This is a genomic window from Nocardia sp. NPDC056000 (genome assembly GCF_042269265.1).
Lineage (GTDB): Bacteria > Actinomycetota > Actinomycetes > Mycobacteriales > Mycobacteriaceae > Nocardia.
In genome coordinates this window covers 319,507-333,781 of the sequence record NZ_JBHJXS010000002.1, presented here as the reverse complement: position 1 = coordinate 333,781, position 14,275 = coordinate 319,507, and the positions used below count along the sequence as shown (strand labels likewise).

At 66.3% G+C, this 14,275-nt stretch carries 12 protein-coding genes and 1 pseudogene; 9 read left to right on the top strand and 4 right to left on the bottom strand.

Annotation, left to right across the window (positions count from 1 at the left end):
- Positions 1 to 65 precede the first annotated feature (65 nt).
- The gene (locus ACFC4D_RS06620) at positions 66 to 914 is read left to right on the top strand and encodes a hypothetical protein (RefSeq protein WP_376062029.1); all 849 of its coding nucleotides are present in this window, start codon (positions 66 to 68) and stop codon (positions 912 to 914) included.
- 20 nt (positions 915 to 934) lie between these two features.
- Here the strand turns inward: ACFC4D_RS06620 and ACFC4D_RS06615 are convergent, their stop codons facing one another.
- Both ACFC4D_RS06615 and ACFC4D_RS06610 read right to left on the bottom strand, forming a co-directional pair.
- Positions 935 to 1,807 carry a polysaccharide deacetylase family protein gene (locus ACFC4D_RS06615; protein ID WP_375962778.1) on the bottom strand — a complete coding sequence of 291 codons (873 nt, stop codon included), beginning with the start codon at positions 1,805 to 1,807 and terminating at the stop codon, positions 935 to 937.
- Positions 1,808 to 1,857: 50 nt separating this feature from the next.
- Positions 1,858 to 1,935 (bottom strand): annotated as a pseudogene (locus ACFC4D_RS06610) (DUF1272 domain-containing protein); the annotation flags it as partial.
- Positions 1,936 to 2,128: 193 nt separating this feature from the next.
- Between ACFC4D_RS06610 and ACFC4D_RS06605 the strand changes: the two are divergent.
- Positions 2,129 to 2,926, top strand: coding sequence for an RDD family protein (locus tag ACFC4D_RS06605; protein WP_375962775.1), 798 nt, complete (start codon positions 2,129 to 2,131; stop codon positions 2,924 to 2,926).
- 105 nt (positions 2,927 to 3,031) lie between these two features.
- Here the strand turns inward: ACFC4D_RS06605 and ACFC4D_RS06600 are convergent, their stop codons facing one another.
- Positions 3,032 to 4,171 (bottom strand): citrate synthase 2, encoded by a 1,140-nt coding sequence (locus ACFC4D_RS06600; protein WP_364641391.1) that lies wholly within the window; start codon positions 4,169 to 4,171, stop codon positions 3,032 to 3,034.
- Between the two features lie 100 nt (positions 4,172 to 4,271).
- Between ACFC4D_RS06600 and pdxH the strand changes: the two genes are divergently transcribed.
- The 5 genes from pdxH to ACFC4D_RS06575 all read left to right on the top strand — a co-directional run bounded on the left by pdxH (position 4,272) and on the right by ACFC4D_RS06575 (position 10,104).
- The gene (pdxH, locus tag ACFC4D_RS06595; RefSeq protein WP_376062028.1) at positions 4,272 to 4,997 is read left to right on the top strand and encodes a pyridoxamine 5'-phosphate oxidase; all 726 of its coding nucleotides are present in this window, start codon (positions 4,272 to 4,274) and stop codon (positions 4,995 to 4,997) included.
- Between the two features lie 109 nt (positions 4,998 to 5,106).
- Positions 5,107 to 6,387: an MFS transporter gene (locus tag ACFC4D_RS06590; protein ID WP_364641397.1), complete on the top strand. Its 1,281-nt coding sequence runs from the start codon at positions 5,107 to 5,109 to the stop codon at positions 6,385 to 6,387.
- A gap of 116 nt (positions 6,388 to 6,503) precedes the next feature.
- Entirely contained in the window at positions 6,504 to 6,878 is a 375-nt protein-coding gene (locus ACFC4D_RS06585) for a DUF4189 domain-containing protein (protein ID WP_364641400.1), read from the top strand.
- A gap of 201 nt (positions 6,879 to 7,079) precedes the next feature.
- Positions 7,080 to 8,393, top strand: coding sequence for a citrate synthase (locus tag ACFC4D_RS06580; protein ID WP_364641403.1), 1,314 nt, complete (start codon positions 7,080 to 7,082; stop codon positions 8,391 to 8,393).
- A 505-nt stretch (positions 8,394 to 8,898) separates the two neighbouring features.
- Complete coding sequence (locus ACFC4D_RS06575; protein WP_376062027.1) at positions 8,899 to 10,104, top strand: GNAT family N-acetyltransferase; 1,206 nt, start codon at positions 8,899 to 8,901, stop codon at positions 10,102 to 10,104.
- A 68-nt stretch (positions 10,105 to 10,172) separates the two neighbouring features.
- Here the strand turns inward: ACFC4D_RS06575 and ACFC4D_RS06570 are convergent, their stop codons facing one another.
- Positions 10,173 to 11,846 carry a hypothetical protein gene (locus ACFC4D_RS06570; RefSeq protein WP_376062026.1) on the bottom strand — a complete coding sequence of 558 codons (1,674 nt, stop codon included), beginning with the start codon at positions 11,844 to 11,846 and terminating at the stop codon, positions 10,173 to 10,175.
- Positions 11,847 to 12,038: 192 nt separating this feature from the next.
- On the opposite strand from ACFC4D_RS06570, the gene ACFC4D_RS06565 reads away from it, so the two are divergent.
- Together ACFC4D_RS06565 and ACFC4D_RS06560 are read left to right on the top strand one after the other, a co-directional pair.
- The gene (locus tag ACFC4D_RS06565; RefSeq protein ID WP_375962766.1) at positions 12,039 to 12,449 is read left to right on the top strand and encodes a YccF domain-containing protein; all 411 of its coding nucleotides are present in this window, start codon (positions 12,039 to 12,041) and stop codon (positions 12,447 to 12,449) included.
- Between the two features lie 29 nt (positions 12,450 to 12,478).
- A complete protein-coding gene (locus tag ACFC4D_RS06560) occupies positions 12,479 to 14,257 on the top strand; it encodes an AMP-binding protein (RefSeq protein ID WP_376062025.1) in 1,779 nt (592 codons plus the stop codon).
- The last annotated feature ends 18 nt before the right edge of the window (positions 14,258 to 14,275 follow it).

The following is a 14,275-nucleotide window of genomic DNA, read 5'->3' as shown; positions in this document are numbered from 1 at the left end:
TCGGGCTTCGGCAAACGGCGGGTATCGCTGTGGTGAGGACCACAGACGCACTACCGTTCAGCAGCATGAACATGGCCGCGCACGAGCGACCTGGATCTCCCGCCGGCGATACCGCCGAGCCCCCGAATTCGACCGTCGCACAAGGTGTTATCGCAGGTCGAGCGGTTGCCGATCCGGAATCGGAGCCGCGCCCGGGCCTGTTGCGCCGGTTGACCGGACTGCGGCTGTCCACCCAATTCGGCTCGCACGGGCTCACCCGGCGCGGTCCGGCCCTGGACGATGCCGCCCGCCGGGAACTGCTCATGCACGGCACCGAGGGCACCGCGACAATTCTCAGCGTCCGTTCCGAGGTCAAGCCCGGCGCGGCCGACAGCGCCCCGCGGCCTGCCGATCAGCGTCCGGACGGCGATCCCCGGACCCGGGATTTCCCGGGGCCAAGCCAGGAATTCTGGGTGCGCGTCCAGCTCGAGGACCGGCACGCGTACGAGACCCGGGTGCGGCAGCGCGTCAATACCCCTGACCAGGAATGGATGCAGCCCGGCGATGTGATCTCCTGCCGCGTCGATCCGGGCGATCACGATCGTGTGGTGCTGTACGTCCCGGCCGTCGAGGAGGCGAGCCGCACCAATATCGCCAAAATCCTCGCCGACGGCCGCCGCGCCCGCGCCACCGTGCTCGCGGCCACCCCGGTGGCCGCCGACTACACCGGCCGCGATGATCCGGTGCTGCGCCTGGATCTGGAACTGCACGCCTGGGATGAGCCCGCGCCCTGGCGAATTCGCATCATTCAGCCGGTTCCGCTGGCCGCGCTGGAACTGGTGGACCTGGGCCGCCACCTGGAAGTGGCGTTCTTCACAGTCGATCGCGGTGAATCGGTGACGGTCGACTGGAAGGCTTCCCGCGAACTCGACTGATACGCGCGAACTTCGATTCGCTAGGGCAGGCGGACGAACTGGAAACCGTTGCCCTTCAAGGCCGTCAGCGCCGCGTACATGCCGGGGCCGGTGCCGGATTTGGGGCGGTGCATATGCGCCAGCGAGATGCCGCCGGGCGCGGCCTTCATCATGTTCGCCTGCACCTGAGCGGCATTGGAGGTCGCGCCGTAATCGGCGTTGAGCGAGTAGCCGACCGGCACTTCGCCGAGGTCCTGGACGATATTCACGGCCAGGTCGTCGTAATGCGCGGTGCCGGTGCGGAAGAAGCGCGGCGCGTGGCCGGTGAGCTGGGTGAGGCGTTCGTGATTGCCCCACACCTCGTCGACGGCCTCCTGCGGTGAGCCGGTGCCCTTGATCTCGTAGGCGGCGTGACCGTTGACCGAGAGCGGGCGGTGCGCGGTGCCGTGGTTGGCGAGTTCGAAGAGCGGATTGCCCGCGAGCTGGGCGGCGCGCAATTGGTTCGCGTCGATCCAGCGCTTGTTGAGGAACAGGGTGGCCGGAATCTGCTGTGCGATGAGCAGACTCAGCAGATTTTCGTCGATGTCGTTATTGCCGGGACCACCGCAGGCATCGAAGGTGAGCGCGAATTGCTTACCTGAGGTATCGAAATTGGTGAGAATGCCGGAGATATCCGTTCCCCACTGGTTCGGTTTCTTCCCGGCGTATTTGGCCGCCACCGCGTCGGGGCTCAAACCGCCCTTGGCCAGCGGCAGATTCGCCGTCAGCCCCCTATCCGGCCGCAGCCGCGGCGCTTCCAGCACGCGGTCCGCGGCATTTCCGCTGGCCTTACCGCAGCCTGCGGATACCACGCCGGCGGCCAGGGCCGCACCGACCGTGAACAAAGTTCTCCGCGAGAGTCCTGCATCGAGCACTTGCGCAGGTTATGCCACTTACGACCCGAAGCCCAGGATTCCGATCACCGTTATTTCGACCTTCGCGGTCGCGCAACCAATTCACCACCACAATTCGGGCACACGTAATTCATTGTTCGGCCGCAGGACTCGCAGAACGTGTCATGTTCCGCCTCGCGCTTTCAACCGTGGAGAGCCCCGGCGCGCCGTTGTCGCCCGGGTGCTCCAGACTGTATCGGCCCAGTCACCTTGCCGCCGACAGCCACTCGGCGGCAATCGGGGGGTGCCCGGTACCGATCCCCTTTCCGGTACCGGCCGTTTCGACGCGCGATGAGGAAGTACATGACCTACCCGAACAACCCGTATCCGCCGCAGCAGCCCGGATACGGTTATCCACCCCAGCAGCCCCCGGCGCAGCCGGGTTACGGCTACCCGCCGCAGGACGCGCAGCCGGGCTACGGTTATCCACAGCAGCCCGTGTCACAGCCGGGTTATCAACAGCAGCAGCCGGTTTCGCAGCCCGGTTATCCACAGCAGCCGGGTTATGCACAGCCGGGTTACGCACAGCAGCCCGCGTACGACTACAACCAGCAGCAACAGCCCTACGGCGGCTACTCCCCCTACGGCGCGCCGGTCGCACCGCTCGGTGAGTACGCGAGTTGGGGCGCGCGGGCGGGCGCGTATCTGCTCGACGGGCTGATGTTCTTCCTGCCCGCGGTGATCCTGCAGATCCTGGCGGGCACGGTGGGCACGGACGCGCCGGATTGCTCGTCGTATCTGAACAACAACACCTACAGCTCATCGCGCAGCTACTCCTCCGCGTGCACCGCCGGCGGTATGAACGCGATCGGCCTGATCTGCATTCTGCTGGCGCTGGCGCTCTACATCGGCGCGGGATTGTTCCTGGTCTACCGCGAGGGCAGCACCGGGCAGACGCCGGGTAAGAAGATCGTCGGCATCCGCCTGGTGCGCGAGGCCACCGGTCAGCCGGTCGGTTTCGGCCTGGCGCTCGGCCGCAAACTGCTGCATGTGGTGGACAGTTTCGCCTGCTACATCGGCTGGCTGATGCCGCTGTGGGATACCAAGCGGCAGACCCTGGCGGACAAGATCGTCAACACCGTCGTGGTGAAGGTGCAGTAGCGTCCGGCCCGAAAAGTCGAGGCCCGCAGCGGATTCCGCTGCGGGCCTCGAATTGTCTTGCGGGCGTTGCCTACCGGGCAAGCACCTGATCACTCGCGGGCGAGATCACTTGCGGACGACGGTCTCCCAGCCGGCCACGGTCTCGGGCAGGCGCGGGGCCGGGCCGGTGTAGATGGCGGCCGGGCGAACCAGCTTGCCGAGCTTCTTCTGCTCCAGGATGTGCGCACACCAGCCGGCGGTGCGGCCACAGGTGAACATGGCGGGCATCATATGCGCCGGGACCTCGGCGAAGTCGAGGATGACCGCGGCCCAGAATTCGACATTGGTCTCGATGGCGCGATCCGGGCGACGCTCGCGCAGTTCGGCCAGCGCGGCCTGCTCCAGGGCGGCGGCGACCTCGTAGCGCGGGGCGTCCAGGCGCTGGGCGGTGGCGCGCAGCACACGGGCGCGCGGGTCCTCGGCCCGGTAGACCCGGTGCCCGAAGCCCATGAGCTTTTCCTTGCGATCCAGGATGCCCTTGACCAGTGCCCGTGCGTCGCCGGTCTTCTCGACTTCCTCGATCATCGGGAGCACGCGGGCGGGCGCGCCGCCGTGCAGCGGGCCGGACATGGCGCCGATGGCGCCGGACAGCGACGCGGCCACATCGGCGCCGGTGGAGGCGATGACGCGGGCGGTGAAGGTGGAGGCGTTCATACCGTGTTCGGCGGCGGACACCCAGTAGGCGTCGATGGCCTCGGTGTGCTTGGGGTCCGGGTCACCCTTCCAGCGGGTCATGAACCGCTCGGTAATGGTGGTGCACTCGTCGATCTTCTTCTGCGGGACCGCGGGCTGGTAGATGCCGCGCGCGGACTGCGCGACGTAGGACAGCGCCATCACCGAGGCGCGGGCCAGGTTGTCGCGGGCGGTGTCGTCGTCGATGTCCAGCAGCGGCTGGTAGCCCCAGATCGGGGCGAGCATGGCGAGCCCGGCCTGTACGTCGACGCGGACGTCGCCGGTGTGGATGGGCAGCGGGAAGGGTTCGGCGGGCGGCAGGCCGTGGCCGAATTCGCCGTCGACGAGCAGGGACCACACGTCACCGAAGGTGACCCGGTTGGCGACCAGGTCGTCGATGTCGACGCCGCGGTACCGGAGCGCGCCACCATCCTTATCCGGTTCGGCGATATCGGTGGTGAAAGCCACCACGCCTTCGAGGCCGCTGACGAAATCAGCTGGGATGACAGGGCTGGCCGCAGCGCTGGCAGTCATGTTGTGACTCTCCTTGCAAATCGGGCTGCCCGATCCATGGGCAGCCACGCCGATCCCCTAGACCTTAACGCGCGCATTACTCCGGAGTAACGTCTGGCCCATGCGCGACCAGGAGAATTACGCCACTCCCGACCTCGATATCGCGGCACTGCGCGTGGAGTACGGAGTGGACGCCGGCGACAATCATCCGGGCCTGGAAACCGACCTCGACGAGAGCTGGTTGGCGGACGGCTGGGAACCGTTGTTGCGCAACTGGATCGAGCACGCCACCGCGGCCGGGGTGACCGATTCCAATGCCATGGTGCTGGCCACGGTGGAACTCACCGATTCGGGGCCGCGGCCTTCCTCGCGGACGGTGCTGTGCAAAGGACTCTCGCCCGAGGGTGTGACTTTTTACACGAATTACGAATCGTTCAAGGGGCGGCAGTTGATCGCGACGCCCTATGCCTCGGCCACTTTCGTCTGGCCCGCATTGGGCAGGCAGGTGACGGTGCGCGGTCCGGTGCACAAGGTCGCGCCCGAGACCACGGCGGTCTATTGGCAGTCCCGGCCGCGCGGTTCGCAATTGGGGGCGTGGGCGTCGCTGCAATCGCGGCCGATCGCCTCGCGCGAGGAATTGGATCGGCAGTTGACCGAGCTGACCGCGCGTTTCGCGGACGTCGATCCGATTCCGGTGCCGCCGCAGTGGGGCGGTTTCCTGTTGCGGCCCGAATCGCTGGAGTTCTGGCAGGGTCGCCGCAGCCGGATGCACAATCGCATTCGTGTCCTGGTGGAACCGGGCAATCCCGATATCGCCGCCATGAAGATCGAACGATTGCAGCCCTGACCAGCATGATCGCAATGGTTCGGCGCGTGGGGTTTCTCACGTCCGAATCATGGGACGACCCCCGGAAAAGGCTAGTCGCACCGCAATTCATCCCATTACTGTCACCGCGGTGAAGCTGCTCGCCGATATAACCCCCTTACGCAACCCCGACTACCGGAGGTTGTGGACCACCGGTGTCGTGACCGTGATCGGCGCGCAGCTCTCGGTGGTAGCGGTGCCCAAGCAGCTGTACGACATCACGCACAGCTCCTCCTATGTCGGACTGGCCGGACTCTTCGGCCTGATCCCGCTCATCGTGTTCGGCCTGTGGGGCGGTGCGCTCGCCGATGTGATGGACCGCCGCAAACTGCTGCTCATCACCAGCACCGGCACCGGCCTGACGGCGCTCGCGTTCTGGGGACAGGCCGCGGCCGGACTGAACAACCCCTGGTTGATCCTGGTGCTGTTCGCGGTGCAGCAGGCGTTCTTCGCGGTGAATCAGCCCGCGCGCAGCGCCATCTACCCGCGGTTGCTGCCGGAAGATCAACTCCCGGCGGCGAATTCGCTGTCCATGACCGTCATGCAGTTCGGCGCGATCGCCGGGCCGGTGGTGGCGGGCATGCTGATTCCGGTGTCGGGGCTCTCGACGCTGTATCTACTGGATTCCATCGCGCTGCTGGCCACGCTGTGGGCAACCTGGAAACTGCCGCCGATCCCGCCGACGGGTGAGTCCCGGCGCGCCGGATTGCGCGAGGTCGCGGACGGGTTCGTCTATCTGGCCACGCAGCGAATCCTGTTGGCGTCCTTCGCCGTCGACGTGGTGGCCATGGTGTTCGGCATGCCGCGCGCGCTGTTCCCGCAGATCGCGCAGGACAGTTTCGGTGATACCGCGAGCAGCGGTCACGCGCTGGGTCTGCTGTTCGCGGCCATGTCGGTGGGCGCGGTGCTCGGCGGGGTGTTCTCCGGCTGGCTGTCGCGAATTCGCAGGCAGGGCTTGGCCGTCGTGGTGTTGATCGTGCTGTGGGGTCTGGGCATGGTGGGCTTCGGCCTGGCGGTCGGGGCGGCCGGGCACAGTCTGAGCACCACGGTGGCGCTCTGGATCGCGTTCGGGTCCTTGGCTTTCGGCGGTGCGGTGGATATGTTCTCGGCGGCGTTGCGCACCACCATGTTGCAGTCGGTGGCCACCGATGAGATGCGCGGACGGTTGCAGGGCGTGTTCATCGTGGTGGTCGCGGGCGGACCCAGAATCGGTGATGTTGCACACGGTTTCGCGGCCGCGGCGGTGGGTACCGCGGCTGCCGCGGCGGGCGGTGGTGTGCTCGTGGTGATCGGCATGGTGATCGCCGCGCTGATCTTCCCGGCCTTCGTGCGGTACCGGGTGGCGCGGGCGCACGCGGAGGTTCCGGCCTGAAACCCCCGGTCGTTGCCTGAGCGTCCGATAAGAATTCTCCAAGGACTTCGCAAAGTCCGGCCCCTAATTTCATAAGCGTCCAGAGCACAGCACCACCGGATGCACGGGGAAACATCATGCGAAAGTCGTTCACCACCAAGGCCATCACCACCGCTATCGCCATGGCCGCCATCGGCGGCGCGGGACTCCTGGTACCCGCGCAGGCCGGCGCCACAGGCACCTACTGGGGTGCCATCGCCGTCTCCGACGAGGGCAATTGGCACGCGTCGTGGAATTACTCCACCAAGGACGCGGCCAAGGCCGAGGCGCTCAATCGCTGCAACGGCCGCAATTGCGAGGTGCTGGTGGCCTTCACCGAATGCGGTTCGATCAGCCATTCCGACAGCCTGCGCCAGTACGTGGGCCGCTACGGCTCCACCCGCGACGAGGCCGAGGATCGCGCCCGCGTGGCGTACGACTCGCGCATCATCAAGACCGTATGCAACGACTAGCCGACACGCCGGGACGGGCGGTGCGGCCCATGCCTATAGCGCATAACCGCACCGATCCTCACATCGCGACCATGTGACTGTGAGGTAGTTAAGGACCACCCTCGTTAGTCGGGCTTACCGGACAGCGACTAGCGTTGAGCCAAGCGCGTCGTGCGCCACCGCGCCGATGCCTATGGTTTCAAGCCTGAGAGGGATCCTTCCGTGCCCGCTGAGAACATCATCAACGTCGACGAAGACGCCAAGCCGGTGCTGTCCTACCCCGGTGGTGAGTACCCGATGACGGTCGCCAAGGCCGTCGAGGGCAACGACGGGATCGACCTGGGCAAGCTGCTGGCCAGCACCGGGTACGTGACCTACGACCCCGGCTTCATGAACACCGCGTCGACCAAGTCCGCGATCACCTACATCGACGGTGAAGCCGGCATCCTGCGTTACCGCGGCTACCCGATCGAGCAGCTGGCCGGTAAGTCGACCTTCATCGAGGTCAGCTACCTGCTCATCTACGGTGAGCTGCCGACCCAGGCCCAGCTGGATGACTTCACCGACCGGATCCGCCGGCACACCCTGCTGCACGAGGATCTGAAGCGCTTCTTCGACGGCTTCCCGCGCAACGCGCACCCGATGCCGGTGCTGTCGTCCGCAGTGAACGCGCTGTCCGCGTACTACCAGGATTCGCTGGACCCGCGCGATCCCGAGCAGGTCGAGCTGTCCACCATCCGACTACTGGCCAAGCTGCCGACCATCGCGGCGTACGCCTACAAGAAGTCGGTCGGTCAGCCGTTCCTGTACCCGGACAACTCGCTGTCGCTGGTGGAGAACTTCCTGCGCATGACCTTCGGCTTCCCGGCCGAGCCGTACGAGGTCGACCCCGAGGTCGCCGCGGCGCTGGACATGCTGCTCATCCTGCACGCCGATCACGAGCAGAACTGCTCGACTTCGACTGTGCGCCTTGTCGGTTCGTCCGACGCCAACCTGTTCACCTCCGTCTCCGGCGGTATCAACGCGCTCTGGGGTCCGCTGCACGGCGGCGCCAACCAGGCCGTGCTGGAGATGCTGGACGACATCAAGGCCGGCGGCGGCGACGTCAAGGAATTCATCCGCAAGGTCAAGAACAAGGAAGACGGCGTGAAGCTCATGGGCTTCGGGCACCGCGTCTACCGCAACTTCGACCCGCGCGCGACCCTGGTCAAGCAGGCCGCGGACACCATCCTGCGCAAGATCGGCGGCGACGATCAGCTGCTCGATATCGCCAAGGCGCTGGAAGAGGCCGCGCTCACCGATGAGTACTTCATCGAGCGTCGCCTGTACCCGAACGTCGACTTCTACACCGGCGTCATCTACCGCGCCATGGGCTTCCCGACCCGCATGTTCACCGTGCTGTTCGCCATGGGCCGGCTGCCGGGCTGGATCGCGCACTGGCGTGAAATGCACGGCGAGCCTTTGAAGATCGGCCGCCCGCGCCAGATCTACACCGGTTACGAGGCGCGCGACTACCGGGGCATCACCGAGCGCTGATCGCTCCCCCGTCGCACCCGACATCGAACCCGCCTGCCGCACTTGGCAGGCGGGTTTCGTCATTCCGGAAGCCGTTCCCGCACAGCCGTTAACACTGCAAGGTCTTTTTAAGGAGATCATCAGCGCCGCCCGGCAAAGTAGTTCTCACGAGATCGAGACGATCTCGGCGGGGGGAACCGGCAGGGCGCGGAGAGGCGCTCAGCCACATGGGGAACCGGGCGAAGCGCGGGGAGGCGCGGAGCCATACGGGGAACCGGCTGGACGCGGGGAGGCGTTCGGCCACACGGGGGGACTGGCGACGCGTTGGGAGGCGCGGAGCCATTCGGGGGGACGGTGACGCGTTGGGAGGCGCGGAACCACCCTGGGGGACGGTGAGGCGCGGGGAGGCGCCGAGCCGGGGGATCAGGGGCGAGTGGCGCCACCCGGAGCTGTCGGGGGGTGGGTGGCGCCACGCGCGGGGGAAAACCCGATGCGCGGAATGCCCGATTCATGGGATGGTCGGACTATGGCACTCACGAATGGCATCACCCTGCGTTCGGCCACCGAGAGCGACTTCCCCGCCATCCTGGAGCTGGCCGAAGTCTGCTTCGGCATGCGCTACGACCAGGTGGAGAAGGACAATATCCCGGGCCTGTTCCCGATCGAGCGCGCGATCGTCGCCGTCGACGGCGACCGTATCGTCGGCCATACCGTCGACCGCACCATGACGGTCACCGTTCCCGGTGAGAACACGATTCGAGCCTGCGGCGTCTCCGCGGTGACGGTCGCGCCCACCCATCGCCGCCGCGGCATCCTGCGCGCGCTGTACACCGAACAGCACGCCCGCACCGAGGCCGAGGGCATTCCGCTCACCATGTTCACCGCGAGCGAGGGCACCATCTACGGCCGCTTCGGCTATGGTCCCGCAACGGTGGCGAGCGAGATCACCATCGATCGCCGCAAGGCCGAATTCCGGCCCGGCACACCGGATCCCGGTGGCGTGCGAACGGCCACCCTGGCGGATTCGCAGGATCACATTCGCGAGGTGTACGACCGCTGGCGGCGGCTGGTGCCCGCCGGGCAGGACCGGCCGGACGCGAATTGGAACATCTGGTTCGGCGATCCGGACCGCTACCGCGACGGCGCGTCCACGCTGTTCGTGCTCACCCATCCGGACGGCTACGTGCTGTATCGGCGGCAGTGGCGCGATCATGAGTCGGTCGCGTTGGTATCCGAGTTCAAGGCCGTCACCCCCGAGGCCCATATCGCGCTGTGGCGGGTGCTGTTGAGCCTGGATCTGCTGGACAAGATCGAGGCCGACCTCGTCGACGACGATCCACTCCCCTTCCTGGTGACCGATCCGCGACTGGTGCGCACCAAGAGCCGCTACGACGGACTCTGGGCGCGCGTGATGGATGTGCCAGCGGCACTCTCGGCTCGCACCTACCGCGAGGACCTGGATACCGTACTGGCGGTGAATGATCCGTTCCGCGAGGCGGGCGGCACTTTCGCGCTGCGGGTGCGGGACGGGGTGGCCGAATGCGAGCGCACCGACCGCGCGGCGGAGATCGAACTCGGCATCGATGTGCTGAGCAGCCTGTACTTCGGCGCGCACCGGGCGCGAGTGTTCGCCGCCGCCAACCGAATTCAAGTGAAGGACGCGGCACTGCTACGCTCCTTCGATACGGCTTTCACGGGCGATCGAGATCCGGAGTTGGGCTGGTTCTTCTGAGTTCGTGAAGTGAAAAGGGTTGGGCGGCACCATTGGTGCCGCCCAACCCTTTTCCCGTAGCTGCCGTGCTACTTGCCGATCTTGGCGCGGAACGGTCCGCCGATGCTGTTGAACAGCAGGTCCCCGTTCGGGAACGCCTCGACGATCGCGTACGCCCCGTTGCCGAGGTTGGTCTGCCCGAAGATGGTGCGGTGCACCGTTTCCCCGGTCTTCCAGTCCAGGCCTGTGACCTCCCAGCCGTCGGCCTTGGAGTAGCCGTTCACGAAGACGATGCCGGATCCGGTGGATACCGCGGGCACCATCGAGGTGGACACCACATCACCGCGCGTCCACGCCGAATTCCACCGGTGCTCCTTGGGATCCCATTCGAAGCGCTGCATACCGTGCGGCGGTTCGGCGACCGGGCCGTTGGCGAGCACGTCCACCAGGCGGTCCGGGGAGCCGCCCGCGCCGATGTTCTGCACGACGAACGCGCCGTACCCGTTCACCACCACCGACTGTTCGGACTGGATGAACTCCGGCGGATTGTCGAGTCCGGCGGTCACCTGGATCTGATCGGCGATGCGGTTCGACTTGGTGTCCGGCTTCTGCTGGAAGCCGTCCGGAATCTTATTGCGCCAGAACGCGACCAGCTTCATATGGTCGGAGCCGTCGGTGATCACCACCAGCTCGTCGGTGTCCTTGCCGTAGCCCATCAGGGTCGGCGTGGAGCCGGTGCCGATACCGAATTTCACCGCCGGGGGCTGGCGGCCGAAGTCGTACGGTGAGGCCCAGCCGCCGTCCGCCTCATCGGTGGAGAGTTTGCCGTCCTTCCAGACCGCTTTGCGCATGACCTTGTCGGAGGCGAAGTAGATGCCGCCGTCCTGATCCACGGCCATGGAATTGGAGACGGTTTCGTCATCGCCTATGCGGATCTGCTGCGGTTCACCGGTGAGATCGCGGTTGAGCACGTACAGCGCGCGCGAGGCCAGCACCACCAGGTGCCCGTCGTAGGTCATATCCGCACCGACGATGGTCTCCGGAATGCCGAGCGTGGTCATCGAGGTCGACAGCAGCGGTTTGAAATCCTTCTGCGCGACGATCTCGATACCGTCGGCGGGCTTGTCCTTGTTCTTCAGGCCGAAGACGAACAGCTCCGCGTTCTGGTTCAGGAAATAGAAGCGGTTGTCCTTGTCCACCATGGCGTAGACGCCGTTGGCGATGCGCTGCCAGTTCGCGCCGCCCCAGTCCTGGGCGATGGCGGCCTCGATCTGGCCGGTATCGGTGAACTGCTGGTTCAGCACCTGATCCAGCTGCTGCGGCGAAATCGGTTGTACGCCCGGGGCATCCATGGCCGCGACTTCCTTGAAGCCGCCGTTGGAGACGTCCACGTAGCGCGGGCCGGAGGTGGAGGAGATCCACATGTAGTCCGGTGACGGCGAGGCCAGGGTCATGATGCTGACCGGGCCGGTGGGCACGCGCTGCATCTGGGCGGGGTCGATATGGAAGGTGCCGCGTGGCACCTCGTCCGGGAAGCTGTCGGACTGCGCGGGGTCCAGGTGCGTGACCGCGAATTTATCGGCGGCCAGGTAGGGGTTGCGGGCCGGGCCCGAACCCGCGGCGCTCGCGGCGGCCGAGGTCGAGGTGGCACTGGAGCTGGAGCTGGAGTCGGAGGAATCGTCGCTGCCGCAGCCGGTGAGCGCGCTCGCGGCCGCGAATGTCAGCACGACCGCGCCCGCACCGAACCTGAGTCTGTTGCTCAAAATTTGCCCCTGTCCATTATTTGACGGGAGAAACGGGTTAGATCTGCACATATTTCACTTGCCAGAGATTAGCAATCACGTCGGGGGCGGCAACGCCTTTTCGAGGTCAAACCACGGATTCAGCCAACCCTGGGCAGTGTTCACACCTGGAAGTCAGGGTTTTCCCGGTGTCGGCGACCGCGCGGCGCTGGCATGCTGGAAGATGTGAAACCGATCCAGTTGCTCTTGAACATCCTGTGGTTCGTCCTGGTGGGATTCTGGATGGCGCTGGGCTATGTGGTCGCCGGGCTCATCTGCTGCGTCCTGATCATCACCATCCCGTGGGGCATCGCGTCCTTCCGCATCGCCTCGTTCGTACTGTGGCCGTTCGGGCGCGAAGCCGTCGAGAAGCCGGGCGCGGGCGTGGCGTCGATGCTCGGCAACATCATCTGGATCATCGTGGCCGGCTGGTGGCTGGCGCTCGGGCATCTGTTCACCAGCATCGCCCTGGCCATCACCATCATCGGTATTCCGTTCGCCTGGGCGAACCTGAAATTGATCCCGGTGTCGCTGTTCCCACTCGGCCGCGAAATCGTTCCCAGCGACCGGGCATTCGGGGCATAAGCCCCGCGCTCACGCGGCACAGTGGTGGTATGCACGACAATCCGCTGTGGGCGACCGGCCCCGAGATACCGCGCCTCACACCCGCCGAGGCCGCCGAGCAGGGGCTGACCTTCACCGATCTGCTGCTGCTCCGCGCAGCTGACGACCATCCGGGGCTCCGGTTCGAGGAATCGACCTGGAGCTGGGGCGAGGTGGTACGCGAATGCGCCGCTCGCGCAGCGGTTCTCCGCGAATTCCGCCGACCCGGACGGCCGTTCCACATCGGGGTGCTGCTGGAGAATGTGCCCGAGTACATCTTCCTGCTCGGGGCCGCGGCCTTCGCCGGGGCGACGCTCATCGGCATCAACCCGACGCGGCGCGGGGCGGAACTGGCGGGCGATATTCGCGGCGTGGACTGCGATCTGATCATCACCGACGGGGAACAGCGCATGGTGCTCGCCGGGCTGGACACCGGCGTGGACGACGATCGCGTGCTGGATATCGATGAATCCCGTTGGCGGGAACGGGTTTCCGCCGAGTTCGCGACGGCCGCGCGCGGCCCGTTCACCACGGATGCGCATGCGGGCCAGGCCGTACGCGGCGGCGCGGTGGACGCGTGGGTCGCGCCCGAGGCCCGGGATCGGTCGACGCGGTTGCTGCTCACGTTCACCTCCGGTTCCACCGGTGCGCCCAAGGCGGTGATCTGCACGACCGGGCGGCTGGCGGCGCTGGGGGCGATGAATCACTGTTCGCTGACCCGCGCCGATGTCACCTACAACGCCATGCCGCTGTTCCACGGGAACGCCATCATGGCCTGTTGGGCGCCTTCGGTTTTCACGGGTGCGACCTTCACCATGCGCCGCCGTTTCTCGGTCAGCGGGTTCCTGCCCGATATCCGGCGGTTCGGGGTGACCTATTTCAACTATGTCGGGCGGTCGCTGGCCTATCTGCTGTCCGCTCCGGAGTCTCCGCTGGAGCGGGATACCAAGTTGCGCACCGCTTTCGGGACCGAGGCCGCGCCGCGCGACCGGGCCGAATTCGCGCGCCGGTTCGGGGTGACGCCGGTGGAGAGTTACGGATCCAGCGAGGGCGGGGTGGTCATTCGGCTCACCGACGATTCACCGTCGGGCGCGCTCGGCCGCGCACCCGAGTTCATGCCGGTGGAGATTCATGACGAGCAGGGAAAACAGTGCCCGCGTGCACTTTTCGCCGCCGATGGCACGCTGCTCAACGCATCCGAGGCGATCGGTGAGATCGTGAATATCGCCGGTGCGGCCATGTTCGAGGGCTACTACCGCAATCCCGAAGCCAGTGCCGAACGCGTGGACGGCGCGACCTTCCGCACCGGGGATCTCGGATATCAGGACGAGGCGGGATTCTTCTACTTCGCTGGACGGTCGGGTGATCGCCTGCGCGTGGACAGCGAGAACTTCGCCACCGCACCGGTGGAACGCATTCTCGCCCGGTTTCCGGGCGTGAAATTGGCGGCGGTCTACCCGATTCCGGATCCGCGCACCGGCGATCAGGTGATGGCGACCCTCGAATTGGATGCGGGTGTGCGATTCGATCCGGAACTATTCGGTGAATTCCTCGCCGCGCAACCCGATCTCGGCACCAAATGGGCGCCGCGCTTCGTGCGCGTCACCGAATCCATTCCGGTCACCGCGACCCGCAAGATCGACAAACCGGCACTGCGCCGCGATTCCTGGCTCACGAAAGATCCCGTGTACCTGGGTGATACGAAATCCCTGCGCTACCAACCGCTGACCGAGAGCCTGCGGGACGAGCTGTCCCGCGAATACGAGCACTACGGCCGAACCCCGGTCTAGCCGGTCGCGGCACCCGGA

Excerpts from the sequence above, each read along its gene's own strand:
- pdxH (WP_376062028.1), top strand. The coding sequence starts at position 4,272 with ATGCGCGACCAGGAGAATTACGCCACTCCCGACCTCGATATCGCGGCA.
- ACFC4D_RS06600 (WP_364641391.1), bottom strand. The coding sequence starts at position 4,171 with ATGACTGCCAGCGCTGCGGCCAGCCCTGTCATCCCAGCTGATTTCGTC.
- ACFC4D_RS06620 (WP_376062029.1), top strand. The coding sequence starts at position 66 with ATGAACATGGCCGCGCACGAGCGACCTGGATCTCCCGCCGGCGATACC.
- ACFC4D_RS06605 (WP_375962775.1), top strand. The coding sequence starts at position 2,129 with ATGACCTACCCGAACAACCCGTATCCGCCGCAGCAGCCCGGATACGGT.
- ACFC4D_RS06565 (WP_375962766.1), top strand. The coding sequence starts at position 12,039 with ATGCTGGAAGATGTGAAACCGATCCAGTTGCTCTTGAACATCCTGTGG.
- ACFC4D_RS06560 (WP_376062025.1), top strand. The coding sequence starts at position 12,479 with ATGCACGACAATCCGCTGTGGGCGACCGGCCCCGAGATACCGCGCCTC.
- ACFC4D_RS06585 (WP_364641400.1), top strand. The coding sequence starts at position 6,504 with ATGCGAAAGTCGTTCACCACCAAGGCCATCACCACCGCTATCGCCATG.
- ACFC4D_RS06575 (WP_376062027.1), top strand. The coding sequence starts at position 8,899 with ATGGCACTCACGAATGGCATCACCCTGCGTTCGGCCACCGAGAGCGAC.